The organism is Burkholderia sp. LAS2 (assembly GCF_018417615.1).
In the GTDB taxonomy this organism is placed as follows: Bacteria; Pseudomonadota; Gammaproteobacteria; order Burkholderiales; family Burkholderiaceae; genus Burkholderia; species Burkholderia sola.
The window spans coordinates 1084089-1103382 of record NZ_CP071052.1; the positions used below are offsets into that span (position 1 = coordinate 1084089).

At 67.7% G+C, this 19294-nt stretch carries 19 protein-coding genes; 10 read left to right on the plus strand and 9 right to left on the minus strand.

Annotation, left to right across the window (positions count from 1 at the left end; translation table 11 throughout):
* Positions 1-34: 34 nt before the first annotated feature.
* Genes JYG37_RS05070 through thiL form a run of 3 tightly spaced genes read right to left on the minus strand, consistent with a single transcriptional unit; the run spans position 35 to position 2100 of the window.
* Positions 35-535 (minus strand): CinA family protein, encoded by a 501-nt coding sequence (locus tag JYG37_RS05070; RefSeq protein ID WP_050013847.1) that lies wholly within the window; start codon positions 533-535, stop codon positions 35-37.
* 31 nt (positions 536-566) lie between these two features.
* Entirely contained in the window at positions 567-1112 is a 546-nt protein-coding gene (locus JYG37_RS05075; RefSeq protein WP_050013846.1) for a phosphatidylglycerophosphatase A family protein, read from the minus strand.
* On the minus strand, positions 1102-2100 hold the full coding sequence (gene thiL, locus JYG37_RS05080; protein WP_050013845.1) for a thiamine-phosphate kinase: 999 nt from the start codon (positions 2098-2100) through the stop codon (positions 1102-1104). The genes JYG37_RS05075 and thiL overlap by 11 nt, the downstream gene beginning before the upstream one ends.
* Positions 2101-2234: 134 nt before the next feature.
* On the opposite strand from thiL, the gene JYG37_RS05085 reads away from it, so the two are divergent.
* The 3 genes from JYG37_RS05085 to JYG37_RS05095 all read left to right on the plus strand — a co-directional run bounded on the left by JYG37_RS05085 (position 2235) and on the right by JYG37_RS05095 (position 5966).
* Complete coding sequence (locus JYG37_RS05085; protein ID WP_353968254.1) at positions 2235-4577, plus strand: NADP-dependent malic enzyme; 2343 nt, start codon at positions 2235-2237, stop codon at positions 4575-4577.
* 377 nt (positions 4578-4954) lie between these two features.
* A complete protein-coding gene (locus tag JYG37_RS05090) occupies positions 4955-5386 on the plus strand; it encodes a guanyl-specific ribonuclease (protein ID WP_050013843.1) in 432 nt (143 codons plus the stop codon).
* A gap of 16 nt (positions 5387-5402) precedes the next feature.
* Positions 5403-5966, plus strand: coding sequence for a barstar family protein (locus JYG37_RS05095; protein WP_006476945.1), 564 nt, complete (start codon positions 5403-5405; stop codon positions 5964-5966).
* 107 nt (positions 5967-6073) lie between these two features.
* On the opposite strand, the gene JYG37_RS05100 is transcribed toward JYG37_RS05095, so the two are convergent.
* The 3 genes from JYG37_RS05100 to speE form a co-directional block, all read right to left on the minus strand.
* Complete coding sequence (locus JYG37_RS05100; protein ID WP_050013842.1) at positions 6074-6841, minus strand: 16S rRNA (uracil(1498)-N(3))-methyltransferase; 768 nt, start codon at positions 6839-6841, stop codon at positions 6074-6076.
* Positions 6842-6858: 17 nt separating this feature from the next.
* Entirely contained in the window at positions 6859-7275 is a 417-nt protein-coding gene (locus JYG37_RS05105; protein WP_089488163.1) for a VOC family protein, read from the minus strand.
* An 87-nt stretch (positions 7276-7362) separates the two neighbouring features.
* Complete coding sequence (speE, locus tag JYG37_RS05110) at positions 7363-8220, minus strand: polyamine aminopropyltransferase (RefSeq protein WP_050013840.1); 858 nt, start codon at positions 8218-8220, stop codon at positions 7363-7365.
* A 215-nt stretch (positions 8221-8435) separates the two neighbouring features.
* Between speE and tkt the strand changes: the two genes are divergently transcribed.
* Both tkt and gap read left to right on the plus strand, forming a co-directional pair.
* A complete protein-coding gene (gene tkt, locus JYG37_RS05115) occupies positions 8436-10508 on the plus strand; it encodes a transketolase (RefSeq protein ID WP_006485709.1) in 2073 nt (690 codons plus the stop codon).
* A gap of 86 nt (positions 10509-10594) precedes the next feature.
* Complete coding sequence (gene gap / locus JYG37_RS05120; RefSeq protein WP_006476940.1) at positions 10595-11605, plus strand: type I glyceraldehyde-3-phosphate dehydrogenase; 1011 nt, start codon at positions 10595-10597, stop codon at positions 11603-11605.
* 77 nt (positions 11606-11682) lie between these two features.
* Here the strand turns inward: gap and JYG37_RS05125 are convergent, their stop codons facing one another.
* The gene (locus JYG37_RS05125) at positions 11683-12573 is read right to left on the minus strand and encodes a LysR family transcriptional regulator (protein WP_213345923.1); all 891 of its coding nucleotides are present in this window, start codon (positions 12571-12573) and stop codon (positions 11683-11685) included.
* A gap of 151 nt (positions 12574-12724) precedes the next feature.
* On the opposite strand from JYG37_RS05125, the gene JYG37_RS05130 reads away from it, so the two are divergent.
* Both JYG37_RS05130 and JYG37_RS05135 read left to right on the plus strand, forming a co-directional pair.
* Positions 12725-13498, plus strand: coding sequence for an SDR family NAD(P)-dependent oxidoreductase (locus JYG37_RS05130; protein ID WP_050013838.1), 774 nt, complete (start codon positions 12725-12727; stop codon positions 13496-13498).
* Between the two features lie 13 nt (positions 13499-13511).
* Positions 13512-14570, plus strand: coding sequence for an L-idonate 5-dehydrogenase (locus JYG37_RS05135; RefSeq protein ID WP_050013837.1), 1059 nt, complete (start codon positions 13512-13514; stop codon positions 14568-14570).
* Positions 14571-14727: 157 nt separating this feature from the next.
* Here JYG37_RS05135 and JYG37_RS05140 read toward each other — a convergent pair whose 3' ends face one another.
* Positions 14728-15450 (minus strand): FadR/GntR family transcriptional regulator, encoded by a 723-nt coding sequence (locus JYG37_RS05140; RefSeq protein WP_176015575.1) that lies wholly within the window; start codon positions 15448-15450, stop codon positions 14728-14730.
* A 211-nt stretch (positions 15451-15661) separates the two neighbouring features.
* On the opposite strand from JYG37_RS05140, the gene JYG37_RS05145 reads away from it, so the two are divergent.
* From JYG37_RS05145 to JYG37_RS05155, 3 genes are all read left to right on the plus strand, one after another.
* On the plus strand, positions 15662-16981 hold the full coding sequence (locus tag JYG37_RS05145; RefSeq protein ID WP_050013920.1) for a C4-dicarboxylate transporter DctA: 1320 nt from the start codon (positions 15662-15664) through the stop codon (positions 16979-16981).
* Between the two features lie 104 nt (positions 16982-17085).
* Positions 17086-18093, plus strand: coding sequence for an allantoicase (alc, locus tag JYG37_RS05150; protein WP_050013835.1), 1008 nt, complete (start codon positions 17086-17088; stop codon positions 18091-18093).
* Positions 18094-18107: 14 nt separating this feature from the next.
* On the plus strand, positions 18108-18641 hold the full coding sequence (locus JYG37_RS05155; protein WP_050013834.1) for an ureidoglycolate lyase: 534 nt from the start codon (positions 18108-18110) through the stop codon (positions 18639-18641).
* A gap of 91 nt (positions 18642-18732) precedes the next feature.
* Here JYG37_RS05155 and fur read toward each other — a convergent pair whose 3' ends face one another.
* Complete coding sequence (gene fur / locus JYG37_RS05160) at positions 18733-19161, minus strand: ferric iron uptake transcriptional regulator (RefSeq protein ID WP_006400349.1); 429 nt, start codon at positions 19159-19161, stop codon at positions 18733-18735.
* Positions 19162-19294 lie beyond the last annotated feature (133 nt).

Consider the following 19294-nt stretch of genomic DNA (forward strand, 5'->3'; position numbering starts at 1 on the left):
AGTAGAGCGGGCGCGGCACGCGCGCCCTGCCCGGTCAGCGTTCGCGCTCGTCGAGCAGCTTCAGCAGCCCGCGCAGCGCATGCGCGGCCGCCTGCGTGCGGATCTGTTCGCGATCGCCCTTGAACACGAGCGTCTCGACGTCGGTATGCAGCCGGTTGCTCCAGCCGAACGACACGGTGCCGACCGGCTTGTTCTCGCTGCCGCCGCCCGGGCCCGCGATGCCGGTGACGGACAGCGCGACCTGCGCGCGGCTGTTGCGCAGCGCGCCTTCGGCCATCGCGCGCGCGACGGGCTCGCTGACCGCGCCGTGCTTGTCGATCAGGTCGGCCGGCACGCCGATCATCTCGATCTTGGCCTGGTTCGAATACGTGACGAAGCCGCGCTCGAACCACTGGCTGCTCCCGGAAATATCGGTGATCGCCGCGGCGATCATGCCGCCGGTGCAGGATTCGGCGGTGGCGAGCGTCAGGTGCTCGTCACGCAGCTTGTTGCCTGCGCGGATCGCAAGCTGATGGACGACGGAATCGGTTGGCATGCGCGTCGGGAAACGGGAGTCGGGAAATCGGTCAGCCGGCGACGGAGCGCCACAGCGCGATCACCAGCAGCGTCATGAACGCGGCGACGAGGTCGTCGACCATGATGCCGAGCCCGCCTTTCAGGCGGCGGTCGAAGTAGCGGATCGGCGGCGGCTTGAGCATGTCGAAGAAGCGGAACGCGACGAACGCCCACAGCTGGCCGACGAAGGTCGCGGGCGTGACGAACAGCATCACGAGCCAGATCGCGACGATCTCGTCCCAGACGACGGCGCCCGGATCGGACACGCCGGCCTTCTTCGCGGTGAAACCGGTGACCCAGGTGCCGGCCACGAAGCCGACGGCGATCAGCGCCCACCATTCGGGCACCGTCAGGTAGCGGTTGAGCACGACGAACGTGAGCCAGCCGAACAGCGAGCCGAACGTGCCGGGCATGATCGGCGCGAGCCCGCTGCCGAAGCCGAGCGACACGATATGCGCCGGGTGCGACAGCATGAAGCGGGCCGTCGTGCGGGTCGGCGCGGGCGGCGCGGCGCCGGGCTCGGCCGCGGCGTGCGCGGGCGTCGGATCAGTCTGCATGGAAGTGGTCGAAACCGTGCAACGTGAGAGCGAGGGGCGCGCCGGCGGCGTCGCGCCACGCGATGGCGGGTTGCGCCGATGGCGCGGACAACGCGCGTATTGTACCGATTCGCGTGACCGGCACGCCGGCCGTGGCGCCCGCCGCTTCGACCGCTGCGCGGGCCGCGACCGGCGCCGTGAAGCACAGTTCGTAGTCGTCGCCGCCGGCCAGCGTGCAGCGGCGCTGCACGTCGGCCGGCAGCGTCGCGAGCGCGGCCGAGCGCGGCACCGCGTCGGCGTCGATCTCGGCGCGCACGTTCGAGCGCGTCAGGATGTGCTGGAGGTCGCCGGCGAGGCCGTCCGACAGGTCGAGCGCCGCATGCGCGACGCCCGCGAGCGCAAGCCCCAGCGCGACGCGCGGCTCCGGACGCTCGAGCGCGCGCCGGAATGCGGCGGCTTCTTCCGCGCCGGCCGTCCATTCGCCGCGGGCGACGCCGAGGCCCGCGCGTGCATCGCCGAGCGTGCCGGACACCCATACGTCGTCGCCGTCGCGCGCGGCATCGCGCCGCAGCGCCGCGTCGGGCGCGACTTCGCCGAACACGGTCACGCACAGGTTCAGCGGCCCGCTCGTCGTGTCGCCGCCGATCAGCTCGCAACCGTAGCGCTCGGCCAGCGCGAACAGGCCGTCGCTGAACGCCTCGAGCCACGCCGCGTCGGCGCGCGGCAGCGCGCACGCGAGCGTGAACGCCCGCGGCGCGGCGCCCATCGCCGCGAGGTCCGACAGGTTGACCGCGAGCGTCTTGTGGCCGAGCGCGTCCGGCGCGACATCGGGGAAGAAGTGGCGGCCTTCCACCAGCATGTCCGTCGAAATGGCCAGCAATTTCCCGGATCGGGGCGCGATCAGCGCGCAATCGTCGCCGATGCCGAGCGTCGACGCGCGGGCGCCCTGCGCGGCGCGGCGCGTGAAGAAGCGTTCGATCAGCGAGAACTCGGAGAGGGCGGCTGGCACGGCGGGCGATCCGAAACGGTTGAAGGAACGGCATTGTACGAGGCGGGCGGCGGCGCGCCTGTACTGTCCAGTTCATTTTTGTCGCGGCTGTCGCACCCGAATCGCCGGTCTGGCGGCCGATGATTGGCGCTACAATGCCGTCGAACAGTTATTCTAATCCGCCCGTCACGAGACACATGTCCACCCAAGCCTCCTCTAAAGCCAAGCTCCGCGAAGCCGCGCTCGACTATCACGAATTTCCGACCCCCGGCAAAATCGCGATCGCCCCGACCAAGCAGATGATCAACCAGCGCGACCTCGCGCTCGCGTATTCGCCGGGCGTGGCGTACGCGTGCGAGGAGATCGTCGAGAATCCGCTGAACGCGGCGCGCTTCACCGCGCGCAGCAACCTGGTCGGCGTCGTGACGAACGGCACGGCGGTGCTCGGTCTCGGCAACATCGGCCCGCTCGCGTCGAAGCCGGTGATGGAAGGCAAGGCCGTGCTGTTCAAGAAGTTCGCGGGCATCGACGTGTTCGACATCGAGCTGAACGAGTCGGACCCGCACAAGCTCGTCGACGTGATCGCCGCGCTGGAGCCGACCTTCGGCGGGATCAACCTCGAAGACATCAAGGCGCCGGACTGCTTCATCGTCGAGCGCGAAGCGCGCAAGCGGATGAAGATCCCGGTGTTCCACGACGACCAGCACGGCACCGCGATCGTCGTGGCCGCGGCCGTCACGAACGGGCTGAAGGTCGTCAACAAGGACATCAAGAAGGTCAAGCTCGTCGCATCCGGCGCGGGCGCGGCCGCGCTCGCGTGTCTGGACCTGCTGGTCGACATCGGGCTGCCGCTCGAGAACATCACGGTGACGGACCTGGCCGGCGTGGTCTACAAGGGCCGCACCGAGCTGATGGATCCGGACAAGGAGCGTTTCGCGCGCGAAACCGACGCCCGCACGCTGGCCGAAGTGATCGACGGCGCGGACATCTTCCTCGGCCTGTCGGCCGCGGGCGTGCTGAAGCAGGAGATGGTGAAGGGCATGGCCGAGCGCCCGCTGATCCTCGCGCTCGCGAACCCGACGCCGGAAATCCTGCCGGAAGCGGCGCTCGAAGTGCGCCCCGACGCGATTCTCGCGACCGGCCGCACCGACTACCCGAACCAGGTCAACAACGTCCTGTGCTTCCCGTTCATCTTCCGCGGCGCGCTCGACGTCGGCGCGACGACGATCACGCGTGAAATGGAGATCGCGGCCGTCAATGCGATCGCCGAACTCGCGCAGCACGAGCAGAGCGACATCGTCGCGACCGCGTACGGTATCCAGGATCTGTCGTTCGGGCCCGAATACCTGATTCCGAAGCCGTTCGATCCGCGCCTGATCGTGAAGATCGCGCCGGCCGTCGCGCAGGCCGCGATGGACGGCGGCGTCGCGACGCGCCCGATCGAGGACATGGACGCGTACAAGCAGCATCTGCAGCAGTTCGTGTATCACAGCGGCACGACGATGAAGCCGATCTTCCAGATCGCGCGCGCCGCGCCGGAAGAGAAGAAGCGCGTCGTGTTCGCGGAAGGCGAAGAAGAGCGCGTGTTGCGCGCCGTTCAGATCATCGTCGACGAAAAACTCGCGAAGCCGATCCTGATCGGCCGTCCGTCGGTGATCGAGCACCGTATCCAGCGCTACGGCCTGCGCCTGAATCCGGGCGTCGACTTCACGGTCGTCAACACCGAGCACGACGAGCGCTACCGCGACTTCTGGCAGACGTATCACAAGCTGATGGCGCGCAAGGGCATCAGCGAGCAGCTCGCGCGCGTCGAGATGCGCCGCCGCACGACGCTGATCGGCTCGATGCTGGTGAAGAAGGGCGAAGCGGACGGGATGATCTGCGGCACGATCAGCACCACGCACCGCCATCTGCACTTCATCGACCAAGTGATCGGCAAGCGCCCGGGCTGCAGCGTGTACGCGGCGATGAACGGCCTCGTGCTGCCCGGCCGCCAGATTTTCCTCGTGGATACGCACGTGAACGTCGATCCGACCCCTGAGGAACTGGCCGAAATCACGATCATGGCCGCGGAAGAAGTGCGCCGCTTCGGCATCGAGCCGAAGGTCGCGCTGCTGTCGCATTCGAATTTCGGCACGAGCAACGCCCCTTCGGCGAAGAAGATGCGCGATACGCTCGCGATCCTGCAGGAAACCGCGCCGGAGCTGAAGGTGGACGGCGAAATGCACGGCGACGTCGCGCTCGACGCGGCGCTGCGCAAGGAAATCCTGCCGGAATCGACGCTGGAAGGCGACGCGAACCTGCTGATCCTGCCGAACATCGACGCCGCGAATATCGCGTACAACCTGCTGAAGACGGCCGCGGGCAACAACATCGCGATCGGGCCGATTCTGCTGGGCGCCGCGGAGCCCGTGCACGTGCTGACCGAATCGGCGACCGTTCGTCGCATCGTCAACATGGCGGCGCTGCTGGTCGCCGACGTCAACGCCGCACGCTGAGCCGGAACGAACCCGCGGCGTCGGTCGAACCGGCGTCCCGGGTCGGGCGAAATTGTAAACAAAGGCAAAAAGAGGCGTGCCCGCAAGGGGCACGCCGCGGGTAGGGCGCAACCGCGCTTCCCATAAAGCAACAGCAGCATCTCTCCACTCCGGGTAGCGAGTGTGGCAAGGAGGCAGGGTCTTGCCATACGAGCGATGCCGCCCGCATTTTATCTCATGTAAGATAAGTGTAGTGTAATTTCGGTAAGAAATACGGAATCTCGAGTGCCGAGAGGCTTTCGATTCCCAAACGGACATTGATTCGCGCGGCCAATAACGCTACGCTAACGCCTTTGTTGGTCGTCAACTACTTGATTTAACAGCGGGAACCCTGGTTCATGGCACGCAAGTGGCTCCGCAACGGCGCGCTCGCGTCCGTCTTCGCGATGTTCGCGATGGGTATCGTCGGCACGCCGACGGGCAGTCTGGTTTCCGCCGCTTACGCACGGGAGGCCGTTCCGGCCGACGTGGCCGCGAGCGGGCTCGATACGATCCCGACCGCCCGTCTTCCGCGCGAGGCCGTGACCACGCTGGGCCTGATCGGCGCCGGCGGCCCCTATCCGTACGAGAAGGACGGCGTCGTGTTCGGCAACCGCGAGCGGATCCTGCCGAAGGCGAAGCGCGGCTACTACCATGAGTACACGGTGCCGACGCCGCGTGCGCGCAATCGCGGCGCGCGCCGGATCGTCTGTGGCGGGCCGTTGCGCCGGATCGACAACTGTTATTACACGGGCGACCACTACACCAGTTTTAAACGTATTGTTGAATGACTTCGGGACGAATGGCATGAGCGACTCCATCTACGCGCACGATACGGCGGCGGCGGAACTGTTCGCGGCCGGCGACGGCAATCTGTTTCAGCGTGTGATTCAGTTGCACGCGGCGGCGCAGGCCGGCGGCACGCCGGAGCAACAGGAAGCCGAGCCCGGGCTTTCATCGAACGAGGAGCCTATGAGCCTTTTCACGACCGTGCGACCCAATCTCGTGCAGTCGATCCGCGCGTTCCGCGTGCAGGATCTCGCCGACGAAGCCGGTCGGCTCGGCCAGCATTTCCTGTATGCGTATTGCGGCGCCGCGCAGTCGAAGCAGGAAGTGATGGAAACGATCGCGACCTCGTTCCTGTTTCCGAAGCATTTCGGGAAGAACTACGACGCGCTGTACGACTGCCTCACCGACCTCGTCGCGAAGGCCGGCGCGCAGCCCGGTTTCGTGATCGTCCTCGAAGGGCTGCCGATCGCGCAGAAATTCGACAAGGAAGGGCGCGAAACGCTGCTCGACGTGTTCCGCGAGGCGGCCGAATTCTGGGCCGAGCGCAAGGTCGCGTTCCGCGTGTTCTACTCGTTCGCGTAAGCGCACGGTCGGCCCGCGCGGCCGATTCGGTAACAAGCCCGCTTCGAGCGGGCTTTTTTGCGTGTGCGATTCGCGCTCGGCTGCATGGCGCGGCGCGCTGACGCGCTTTACCACCCGCCCCAGCGCGCCGCCAACGCCGCGAGCACGGCCGCGCCGGCCGTCTCGGTACGCAGCACGCGCGGCCCGAGCGACAGCGCGGTGAACCCCCGTGCGCGGGCTGCATTTTCCTCGTCGGGCGACAGCCCGCCTTCGGGCCCGATCAGCAGCGTGACGGCCGCCGCGGGCGGCGCGTCGGGCAGCGACGCGAACGGGATGCTCGCGCGCGGGGACAGCAGCAGCCGCAGCTCGCCGTCGGCCGGCGCGGCCTGCCGCGCATCGAGCCATGCGTGGAAGCCGGCCACCGGTGCGACGTCGGGCACGCGGTTGCGTCCGCATTGCTCGCACGACGCGCGTACGACGCCGCGCCAGTGCGCGACGCGCTTGTCCGCCCGTTCGCCGGACAGCTTCACGACGCCGCGCGCGGTCGACAGCGGCACGACCGCCGCGACGCCGAGCTCGACGGCCTTCTCGATCACCCAGTCCATCTTGTCGCCGCCCGCGATCCCCTGCGCGAGCGTCACGCGATAGGGCGGCTCGGCCTCGACGGGCTCGAACGTATCGACCTGCACGAGCGCGCTGCGCTTGTCGACCTCGACGAGCCGTGCGCGGTACTGGCCGCCCGTGCCGTCGAACAACGCCAGCACGTCGCCCGGCTGCAGGCGCAGCACCTGCACGTGGCGCGCGACGTCGGCCGGCAATGCGAGCGTGGCGTCGGCGCGCAGCGCGACATCGACGAAAAAGCGCGGCACGGCCGCGGTGGTGGTGGCTTCGTTCATGCGTGTGGCGGTTTCGGTCATGCGTCGAGACGGCACCCGAGCGCCCAGCGGTAGCCGTCGAGATCCTCGATCTGCGCGAACCGGTCGCCCCAGAACTGGTCCTGCGGCGCGCTCAGCGATTTCGCGCCCGCATCGAGCGCGCGCTGCCAGGTGGCGTCGACGTCGTCGACATACAGATAGAACGATTGCGGCGCGGTGGCGTTCGCGTGCTTCGGCGTGAGCGCGGGCGAACCGAACGCGCCTTCGGGCGCGAACATCACGATCAGCTGGCCGCGATAGGCCATCTCGACGTGCATGATCGCGCCGTCCTCGTCGTGCACGTCGCGTACGGTGAAGCCGAATGCGGCCTTGAAGAACTCGATGGCCGCGCGCGCGTTGCGTACGGCCAGGTAGGGCGTCAACCAAGGCACGTTGGCCGGACGTGGATCGGTCATGAAAATCTCCTGTTGCTCGGTGTCGGCGCGTCGGCGCCTGCGCCGGTCTCATGCTGGAGCAGCGGAACGGTGCAGCCGTCCTGATGTTCAGCGGCGAACGCCCAGTGTATCGCGCAGTGCGCGCGGCAGGGTAAAGAGGGACGCATGCAGCCGCGCATCGTAATAGCGCAAGCCGCCGACGCGGCGGGCCGCGAGCCGTTCGTCGACGTCGTGCGCGAACAGCGCCGCCGCATCGAGCGTGTCGCTCGCGATCGCCATCAGCCACTGCGAGCCGTACAGCGGCACGTGCGCGGACAGCAGATCGACGACCGCGAAGCGCGCGCGCAGGTCGTCGAGCAGCGCGGCGATGCGCGCGGCATGGAACACCGGCGAGCCGAGATGCATCGAGATCACGCCGCGCGGCGTCAGGATCCGCTTGAGCCGTGCGTAGAAGTCGCGCGTGTAGAGGCCGGCCGCCGGCGAATCGGGCGGCGTGAGGTCGAACACGACGAGATCGAAATGTTCGACCGTCGACTCGACGAAATGCGCGGCGTCGCCGATCACGACCTCGACGCGCGGGTCGTCGAGCGCGCCCTGGTGCACGTCGTCGAGATAGCGGCGCGCCATCCCGACCACCTCGTCGTCGAGTTCGGCGATCACGATCCGCTCGATGCACGCGTGCTTGAGCAACTGGCGCGCGGCGCCGCCGTCGCCGCCGCCGAGCACGAGCGCCTTCCTCGGGCACGGATGCGCGAGCGCGGCCGGGTGCGTCATGCACTCGTGATAGACGAACTCGTCGCCGACCGACGTCATCGGCCGGCCGTCCAGCGTGAACAGCCGGCCGAGCTGCGGCGTTTCCCAGACTTCGATCTGCTGGTGCGCGGACGCGACGTGCGCGAGCCGCCGCGCATTCGGGAAGCCGTAGGTGGCGTCGGGCGTCGGGTGAAAGAGAAGGGTGGTGCTCACGGGCGGGCCGCTGGGGCAGGCAGTTCCGACGCCTGAATTATAGGAGGCGGGCGGTTCGACGGAAAACCGTGCCGGAACACTACGCGCCGACAAGGGAAATGTCGGCCCATCTGTTAAAATGACGAGCTTTGCAGCCCCGTCCGTTGGCTCCGTCCGCTTCGCGTCCGTCAGGCGCCGCACCGCGCGCCGGGAACGATTGACGCTCGAGCTTCCGGATGCCGCCGTGCCCCCGTTTCCTCGACTCGTTCTCCGGACTCGACATGACGACTTCGTCTCCCGCCTCCACCACCCTGATGGCCAACGCGATCCGTGCGCTCGCGATGGACGCCGTCCAGCAAGCGAACTCCGGCCACCCCGGCATGCCGATGGGCATGGCCGAAATCGGCGTCGCGCTGTGGTCGCGCCATCTGAAGCACAACCCGACGAACCCGCACTGGGCCGACCGCGACCGTTTCGTGCTGTCGAACGGCCATGGCTCGATGCTGCTGTACTCGCTGCTGCACCTGACCGGCTACGACCTGCCGATCGAAGAGCTGAAGAACTTCCGCCAGCTGCACTCGAAGACGCCGGGCCACCCGGAATACGGGATCACGCCGGGCGTCGAGACGACCACCGGCCCGCTCGGCCAGGGTCTCGCGAACGCGGTCGGCATGGCGCTCGGCGAAGCGCTGATGGCCGACGAGTTCAACCGTGACGGCGCAAAGATCGTCGATCACCACACGTACGTGTTCCTCGGCGACGGCTGCCTGATGGAGGGCATCTCGCACGAAGCCTGCTCGCTCGCGGGCACGCTGAAGCTGAACAAGCTGATCGCGCTGTACGACGACAACGGCATCTCGATCGACGGCGACGTCGTGAACTGGTTCCACGACGACACGCCGAAGCGCTTCGAAGCGTACGGCTGGAACGTGATCCCGAACGTGAACGGCCACGACGTCGATGCGGTCGACGCAGCCATCGCGAAGGCGAAGCTGTCGGACAAGCCGACGCTGATCTGCTGCAAGACGGTGATCGGCAAGGGCGCGGCGACCAAGGCCGGCGGCCACGACGTGCATGGCGCCGCGCTCGGCGCGGAAGAAATCGCGAAGACGCGCGAAGCACTTGGCTGGAAGTGGGAGCCGTTCGTGATTCCGCAGGAAGTCTACGCGGCATGGGACGCGAAGGAAGCCGGCAAGCGCGCCGAGTCCGAATGGGACGCGACGTTCGCGGCCTATCGCGCGAAGTTCCCGGCAGAAGCCGCCGAATTCGAGCGCCGGATGGCGAACAAGCTGCCGGCCGACTGGGCCGAGAAGGCAGCCGCGATCATCGCCGGCGCGAACGAGCGCGCCGAGACGGTCGCGACCCGCAAGGCGTCGCAGCAGGCGATCGAAGGCCTCGCTGCCGCGCTGCCCGAGCTGCTCGGCGGCTCGGCCGACCTGACCGGCTCGAACCTGACCAACTGGAAGGCGTCAAAGGCGGTGCGCGCGAATCCGGAAGGCGCGGGCGTGCTGCTCGGCAACCACATCAACTACGGCGTGCGCGAATTCGGCATGAGCGCCGCGATCAACGGCCTCGCGCTGCACGGCGGCCACAAGCCGTTCGGCGGCACGTTCCTGACGTTCTCCGACTACAGCCGCAACGCGCTGCGCGTGGCCGCGCTGATGAAGGTGCCGTCGATCTTCGTGTTCACGCACGATTCGATCGGCCTCGGCGAGGACGGCCCGACGCACCAGTCGATCGAGCACGTGTCGAGCCTGCGCCTGATCCCGAACCACGACGTCTGGCGTCCGGCCGATACGGTCGAGACGGCCGTCGCATGGACCCACGCGGTCGCCGCCGACCGTCCGTCGAGCCTGATCTTCAGCCGCCAGAACCTCGCGTTCAACCCGCGTACCGATGCGCAGATCGCCAACATCGAGAAGGGCGGCTACGTGCTGAAGGACTGGGATGAAGAGATCGTCGCGCGCAAGATCATCCTGATCGCGACGGGCTCGGAAGTCGAACTCGCGATGAAGGCCGTCGAACCGCTCGCGCAGCAGGGCATCGCGGCGCGCGTCGTGTCGATGCCGTCGACCAACGTGTTCGATCGCCAGGACGCCGAATACCGCGAACGCGTGCTGCCGCACGGCGTGCGCCGCGTCGCGATCGAAGCGGGCGTGACGAGCTTCTGGCACAAGTACGTCGGCCTCGAAGGCGGCGTCGTCGGGATCGACACGTTCGGCGAATCGGCGCCGGCCGGCGTGCTGTTCAAGTACTTCGGCTTCACCGTCGAGCACGTCGTCGAGACGGCCAAGGCCGTGCTGGCCTAAAAGCCTACGCGGCGCGCGCCACCCGTTGCGCGCGTCGCACCGTGAAGCTGCACGAAACGAATTTTTTCAGCCATCAGGAGATAACCATGACGATTCGCGTCGCAATCAACGGCTACGGCCGTATCGGCCGCAACACGCTGCGCGCGTTCTATGAAAACGGCAAGAAGCACGATCTCGAGATCGTCGCGATCAACGACCTGGGCGATGCGAAGACCAACGCGCACCTGACCCAGTACGACACCGCGCACGGCAAGTTTCCGGGCGAAGTGTCGGTCGACGGCGACTACCTCGTCGTGAACGGCGACAAGATCCGCGTGCTGGCGAACCGCAACCCGGCCGAACTGCCGTGGGGCGAGCTGGGCGTCGACGTCGTGATGGAATGCACGGGCTTCTTCACGACGAAGGAAAAGGCGAGCGCGCACCTGAAGGGCGGTGCGAAGAAGGTGATCATCTCGGCGCCGGGCGGCAAGGACGTCGACGCGACGATCGTCTACGGCGTGAACCACGACGTGCTGAAGGCCGAGCACACGGTCATCTCGAACGCATCGTGCACGACGAACTGCCTCGCGCCGCTCGTCAAGCCGCTGAACGACAAGATCGGCCTCGAAACCGGCCTGATGACGACGATCCACGCGTACACGAACGACCAGGTGCTGACGGACGTCTATCACGAAGACCTGCGCCGCGCGCGTTCGGCCACGCACAGCCAGATCCCGACGAAGACGGGTGCGGCATCGGCCGTCGGCCTCGTGCTGCCGGAACTGAACGGCAAGCTCGACGGCTACGCGATCCGCGTCCCGACGATCAACGTGTCGATCGTCGACCTGTCGTTCATCGCGAAGCGCGACACGACGGTCGAGGAAGTCAACGCGATCATGAAGGAAGCATCGGAAGGCGCGCTGAAGGGCATCCTCGGCTACAACGACGCACCGCTGGTGTCGATCGACTTCAACCACAACCCGGCTTCGTCGACGTTCGACGCGACGCTGACCAAGGTGTCGGGCCGCCTCGTGAAGGTGTCGAGCTGGTACGACAACGAGTGGGGTTTCTCGAACCGCATGCTCGATACGGCAATCGCATTCGCGAACGCGAAGTAATCGCGTACGTCGCTCGGCCGCTGGAAGGCGGCCGGCGTGGCGAACGAACCCGGCCCGGAGTTTTCCGGCCGGGTTTTTTATTGCCCGGCGTTCGCCGTCACGTGCTCGATCGCATCGACGAAAGCCCGTTTGAGCGGGCTGTCGAGATCGGTCCACGCGAGGCCGATGCCGCTGCGGTGACCGGCCAGATCGAGTGGCCGCGCGAGCACGTTCGGCGGCAGCGCGCTCGCCGCCTGCGCCGGGATCAGCCCGATCCCCATTCCCGCCGCGACGAGCGCGAGCATCGTCGTGAATTCGCCGAAGTCCTGCGCAATCTCGAGCGTCGTGCCTGCACGGCTCAGCGCGAGCAGCATGTCGTCGTGAAAGCCAGGCGCATAGCGGCGTGCGAGCACGAACGCGGGGTGGCCGCGCAGGTCGGCCGGCGCGATCGCATCGCGCGCGGCCAGCGGATGGTCGAGCGGCAGCGCGACGACGAACCCTTCCTCGAGCACCACGCGCGTGTCGATGCCCGCATACGCGGCCGGCAGCCGGATCATCCCGAAGTCGATCCGCCGGTCGCGTAGCGCGGCGATCTGGTCGGGCGTCGGCATGTCCTTCAGTTCGAGCGCGATCGACGGATAGCGTTCGCGCATCGTGCGCAGCACGGCTGGCAGCAGCGTCGGCAACACCGACGACACGAACGCGATCCGCAGCGTGCCGATTTCGCCGCGGCTCGACAGCCGCGCCATCTGTTCCGCGCGCGCGGCCTGCTGTAGCGTTGCCCGCGCTTCGGGCAGGAACACGCGCCCGGTGTCGCTCAGCTCGACCTTGTGCCGGTCGCGCTCGAACAGGCGCGCGCCGAGTTCCGCCTCGAGCGCCTTGATCTGCATGCTCAGCGCGGGCTGCACGATGCACAGGCGCTGCGCGGCGCGCCCGAAATGCAGGTCTTCCGCGAGCGTGACGAACGCGCGCAATTGCTTGAGTTCCATGGGGCGGCGGGCACGAGAGAGTGGTAATCAATTTTCATGATAACCGGATCAAAAAAGACCATTGGCGCGGACCCGGCCGGCGGTCGAAGATACCGTCAACGCGAGACCGGCCGCGACGGGCAGCCGGCTCGACTGGCACGAGGAGACATCCATGACTCACGCGCTTGACCGGTTCCGCCTCGACGGCCGCCGCGCGCTGATTACCGGTTCCGGCCGCGGGATCGGGCTGACGCTTGCCCGCGGGCTCGCGGAAGCCGGTGCGGCGATCGTCATCAACGATCGCAATGAAGAGAAGGCCGCGACGCTCGCGCGCCAGTTTCGCGATGAAGGCTTCGCGGCCGACCATGCGGTGTTCGACGTGGCTGAGCACGCGCAGGTACGCGCGGCGGTCGACGATTTCGAGGCGCGCGTCGGCGCGATCGACATTCTCGTGAACAACGCGGGCATCCAGCGTCGCGCGCCGCTCGACGCCTTCGACCCGGCCGACTGGCATGCGCTGATGCGCGTGAATCTCGACGGCGTGTTCAACGTCGCGCAGGCGGTCGCGCGGCACATGATCGCGCGCGGCCGCGGCAAGATCATCAACATCTGCTCGGTGCAGAGCGAGCTCGCGCGGCCGACGATCGCGCCGTATGCGGCGACCAAGGGCGCGGTGCGGATGCTGACCAAAGGGATGTGCGCGGACTGGGCGCGCCACGGGATCCAGGCGAACGGCCTTGCACCCGGCTATTTCGAAACCGAACTGAATCGCGCGCTGGTCGACGACGCGGCGTTTTCGGACTGGCTGTGCAAGCGCACGCCGGCCGGCCGCTGGGGGCAGGTCGACGAGCTGTGCGGCGCGGCGATCTTCCTCGCGTCGGCCGCATCCGATTTCGTGAACGGGCAGACGCTGTTCGTCGACGGCGGGCTGACGAGTGCGGTCTGACAAGGAGAATGTCGTGCGTATGCGTTGCATGTGTGTGGTGATCCACGGGCCGAACGACCTGCGGGTCGAGGAGCAGGACGCGGGCGAGATCGGCCCGGGCCAGGTGCGCGTCGACGTCGCGATGGGCGGCATCTGCGGCTCCGACCTCCATTACTTTCGGCATGGCGGCTTCGGCGCGATCCGGCTGCGGCAGCCGATGGTGCTCGGCCACGAGGTCGCCGGCACGGTCGCGGAAGTGGCGCCGGACGTGACGTCGGTGAAGGTCGGCGATCGCGTCGCGGTCAATCCGAGCCGGCCGTGCGGCGCATGCCGCTACTGTCTCGAAGGGCTGCCGAACCAGTGTCTCGACATGCGCTTCTACGGCAGTGCGATGCGGATGCCGCACGTGCAGGGCGCGTTCCGCAATGCGCTCGTGTGCGACGCGGTGCAATGCGTGAAGGTCGCCGATCACGTGCCGCTGTCGCTCGCGGCGCTGGCCGAGCCGTTCGCGGTCGGACTGCACGCGGTGTCGCGCGCGGGCCCGCTGATCGGCAAGCGCGTGCTCGTGTCGGGTTGCGGGCCGATCGGCGTGCTGGCGGTCGCGGCGGCGCGCGTGCACGGCGCGGCGGAAATCGTCGCGACGGATGTCGTCGAAGCGCCGCTCGCGGTGGCGAGCGCGCTCGGCGCGGACCGCACGATCAATGCGGCGGCCGATACCGGCTGGGTCGAGCGCTACAGCGCCGACAAGGGCACGTTCGACGTGATGATCGAGTGTTCGGGCAATGCGCGTGCATTGCGCGACGGGTTGGACGTGATGCGGCCGCGCGGTGTCGTCGTGCAGCTCGGGCTCGGCGGCGACGTGAGCCTGCCGCAGAATGTGGTGGTCGCGAAGGAGCTGTCGATCTGCGGCTCGTTCCGCTTTCACACGGAATTCGCGCTGGCGGTGCAACTGATCAACGCGGGGCGCGTCGACCTGCGGCCGGCCGTCACGCGCGTGTTCCCGATGCGCGACGCGAACCTCGCGTTCGAACTGGCAGGCGATCGCCAACGTGCGATGAAGGTGCTGATCGATTTCGCGAACGAGGCCGCGTGACGGTGCCGCGTTAGCGTCGCGACGGCAGCGGCGCCCTTTGCAAAAAAGGCACGCCCGCGATGCGCGGCGCGTGCCTTTTTCGTCGTGCGGCGGAAACGGATCGCCGGCCCGCCGCATGACTGCGTGACCGGCCGCGTGCCAACGCGGCGCGGGAGGATTACGCGCCGGGCGTCGGGAAGAACACGCCTGCGCGCTGCGCGGCGTTCGCGATGTGCGTTTCGATCGCGGTGCCGGCGGCGGCCGCATCGCGCGCGATCAGCGCGTCGACGATCGCGCGGTGCTCGTGCCACGTCGACAGCAGCAGCTCGCGCCGGTAGAACGGCATGCGCTGGCTTTCCTTCATGATGTCCGCGCTGCTGCGCAGGATCGACTCGATCGCCGCATTCCCGGCCAGATGGATGATCCGCATGTGGAAGTCGAAGTCGAGCCGCGATGCCTCGTCGAGCGCGCTTTCGGTCAGCGCGACGTGCAGGTCGGCGAGGTTGTCCTCGAACCACGCGATGTCATCGTCGCTGACGACGTGCGCGGCCATCCGTGCGGCGAAGCCTTCGAGCGCATAGCGCATCTGGTACGTATCGGGCGGCGACGACTGCTCGGCGAATTGCCACGGATGCGCGGCCGACGCCTGCGCGCTTTCGACGTACACGCCCTTGCCCGCGCGGATGCGCAGCATCCCGAGCGCCTCGAGCGTCGACAGCGCCTCGCGCAGCGACGCGCGGCTGATCTCCAGCTCCTCGGAGAGCTGGCGCTGGGCCGGCAGCAGGCTGCCGACCGGATACACGCCTGCCTCGATCCGGTCGCGGATCGTCGCGATGGCGGCGTCGGTCACGGTGTGCGGAACGTTCTTCATGATATGAGTGATGGCCGGTCTGACCAGCATTGTAATCCGCACGCGCTCGGCGCATGGGCGGCCTACGGGTAAGCCACGATCAAGCCGACTCCGGCGCGTTCCGGCCCCGCTGGAGGGGCGGGAAATCCCTATTTTGTTCGTCCTTGACGCGACTATATCGGCTTCCTACTATCCACCATAACATCACTGGTCTTACCAGTATGAACAGACGAAACTGCAACCGTTGGATCGGGAGAGCGCCGTGTCGAAATTCCTCAATTCGCTGTTTGGCCGGGTAGTCGTCGCATTGATACTAGGGGTCGCGCTCGGCGCGTTCTTCCCGCATTTCGCCGAGTCGCTGCGTCCGCTCGGCGACGGCTTCCTGAAGCTGATCAAGATGGTCATCGGCCCGATCGTGTTCTGCGTCGTGGTCAGCGGGATGGCCAATGCGGGCGACCTGAAGAAGGTCGGCCGGGTCGGCCTGAAGGCCGTCGTCTACTTCGAGGTGATGACGACGCTCGCGCTCGGCATCGGGCTCGTCCTCGCCTGGGTCACGCGCCCGGGCGTCGGGATGAACATCGACCTGCGCTCGCTCGACGCGGCGTCGCTGTCGACGTACGCGAAGAACGCCGAAAGCCTGAAGGACACGGCCGGCTATCTGATGAAGATCATCCCCGACACCGCGATCGACGCGTTCGCGAAGGGCGACATCCTGCAGATCCTCGTGTTCGCGGTGCTGTTCGGCTCCGCGCTGTCGCTGCTCGGCGACAAGGCGCAGCGCGTCAATTCGCTGATCGAGGAACTGTCGCACGTGTTCTTCAGGATCATCGGCTTCATCATCAAGCTCGCGCCGCTCGGCGTGCTCGGCGCGATCGCGTTCACGACCGGCAAGTACGGCGTCGCGTCGCTCAAGCAGCTCGGCTACCTCGTCGCGGTGTTCTACCTGAGCTGCTTCGTGTTCGTCACGGTCGTGCTCGGCGTGGTGATGCGGCTCGCGGGCTTCTCGGTGTTCAAGCTGATCCGCTACCTGCGCGAGGAACTGTCGATCGTGCTCGGCACGGCGTCGTCGGATGCGGTGCTGCCGCAGGTGATGAGCAAGCTCGAATACATGGGCATCAAGGATTCGACGGTCGGCCTCGTGATCCCGACCGGCTATTCGTTCAACCTCGACGGCTTCTCGATCTACCTGACGCTCGCGGTGCTGTTCATCGCGCAGGCCACCAACACGCCGCTGTCCACGCACGACCTGATCGTCGTGCTGCTCGTGTCGCTCGTCACGTCGAAGGGCGCGCACGGCATCCCCGGCTCGGCGATCGTGATTCTCGCGGCGACGCTGTCGGCGATTCCCGCGATTCCGGTGCTCGGCCTCGTGCTGATCCTGCCGGTCGACTGGTTCGTCGGCATCGCCCGCGCGCTGACCAACCTGATCGGCAACTGCGTCGCGACGGTGGTCGTCGCGGTGTGGGAGAACGACATCGACCGCGCTCGGGCGACGCGCGTGCTGAACCGCGAGCTGCGCTACGTGGCCGACGCGCCGGGCGCCGCCGCACCGGTCGCCGGCGATCAGGCCCATGCGCTCTGAACACCGCTCTCGCGCGGCGCGGCTTCCCCGGCCGCACCGCGCGACCGACCTTCATGCGACCGGCGCGCTGACGCGCCGGCGCCTCTCAAAATAATGGAGACGACATGGCAGCCCCCATCCTCGATCCGAACGCGCCGGCTTTCACGCGGCGCTACATGAACCTCGCCGACCCGCGCCTGGGCGCGCAGGCGCTCTTCGCCAGCGACGAATTCTTCGCGCCGAAGGAGCGGATGCTCAATCCCGAGCCGGCCGTGTTCATTCCCGGCAAGTACGACGACCACGGCAAGTGGATGGACGGCTGGGAAACGCGCCGCAAGCGTACGACCGGCCACGACTTCTGCGTGGTGCGTCTCGCGCGGCCGGGCGTGATTTATGGCGTCGATCTCGATACGAGCCACTTCACCGGCAACTTCCCGCCGGCCGCGTCGATCGACGCGTGCGCGGTGGACGGCGACACGCCGCCGGACGACGCCGAGTGGCGCACGATCGTCCCCGCGACGACGCTGCAGGGCAATTCGCATCACTACGTGAGCGTCGACGATGCGCGGCCGGTCACGCACCTGCGTGTGAACCTGTATCCGGACGGCGGGCTCGCGCGGCTGCGCGTGTACGGCCAGCCGCAGCGCGACTGGCGCCACGTGCCGGCGGGCGAGCTCGTCGATCTCGCGGCGATCGAGAACGGCGGCTATCTGGTGGCCGCGAACAACCAGCACTTCGGCCCGGCCTCGCAGATGCTGATGCCGGGGCGCGGCGCGAACATGGGCGACGGCTGGGAAACGCGGCGCCGCCGCGAGCCGGGCAACGACTGGGCGATCGTCGCGCTTGCGCGGCCGGGCATCATCCGGCGCGTCGAGGTCGACACGGCGTTCTTCAAGGGCAATTTCCCCGACCGCTGCTCGCTGCAGGCCGCGCACGTGACGGGCGGCACCGACGATTCGCTCGTCACGCAGGCGATGTTCTGGGCCGAACTGCTCGGCGAGCAGAAGCTGCAGATGGACCACGTGCACACGTTCGATCAGCTCGCGGCGCTCGGCCCCGTCACGCACGTGCGGTTCAACATCTTCCCGGACGGCGGCGTGTCGCGCCTGCGTCTGTGGGGCGAGCCGGCTTGAAGGAGGGCAGCGGCATGAGCGGAACTCCGATCCTGCGCGTCGAGCGCCTGACCCGCGAAGCGTTCGCGCCGTTCGGCGACGTGATCGCGCTCGAAGGCGCGCGGCATTTCCCGATCAACGGCGGCACGACCGAGCGCTTTCACGATCTCGCGACGATCGACGTGTGCGCGGACGGCGGCCGGCCGCTCGTCAGCGTGTTTCGTGCGCAGCCGCGCGCGCTGCCGGTCGCGGTCACGCTGATGGAGCGCCACCCGCACGGCAGCCAGGCATTCATCCCGCTCGCGGCGGTGTCGCGCTACGCGATCGTCGTCGCGCCGGCCGGCGAATTCCGGCCCGACGCGATGCGCGCGTTCCTGGCCGAGGGCTGGCAGGGCGTCAATTATGCGAAGGGCGTCTGGCACCATCCGCTGCTCGCGCTCGATGCGGTCAGCGATTTCGTGATCGTCGATCGTGGCGGCCCGCAGCCGAACTGCGACGAGATCCCGCTGGAACGCGCGTGGGCGCTCGATTTCGAGCCGGCCTGCGCGCGCGCCGAAGGGCTTTCGTAAGCATGCCGGGCGCGCGGCACGCGCGCCGAAAAAGCACACGGCCCGGGCGGCGAGATGCCGGCCGGGCCGTGCCGTGTGCGGGTGGCGCGATTCAGTGCTTGCGGTGCGGGCAGTTCTCGGTCGTGCACGAACCGTACATCGCGAGCGAGTGCTCCTGGAGCCGGAAGCCGCGCTCCTTCGCGATTGCCTGCTGGCGGCTCTCGATCTCGGCGTCGAAGAATTCCTCGACGCGGCCGCAATCGAGGCACACGAGGTGGTCGTGGTGCGAACCTTCGTTCAGCTCGAACACCGCCTTGCCGGACTCGAAGTTGCTGCGCGACAGCAGGCCGGCCTGCTCGAACTGCGTGAGCACGCGATAGACGGTGGCGAGCCCGATGTCGAGCTGCTCGTTGAGCAGGTTGCGGTAGACGTCTTCGGCCGTCAGGTGGCGCACGGGGCTCTGCTGGAAGATCTCGAGAATCTTGAGGCGCGGTAGGGTGGCCTTTAGCCCGATATTCTTGAGATCCGTCGGATTGGTCATGGCTAGGCATCCCTAGAGTACAATGCAGGGCTTCAATGTTACCGGCTTTTCGCCGTTCCAGATATACGCGCGGCCTGCACGCGGGCCAGCACGGTGAAGGAAATGATCCCAGAATCGCTTTCGCACTTTCAGA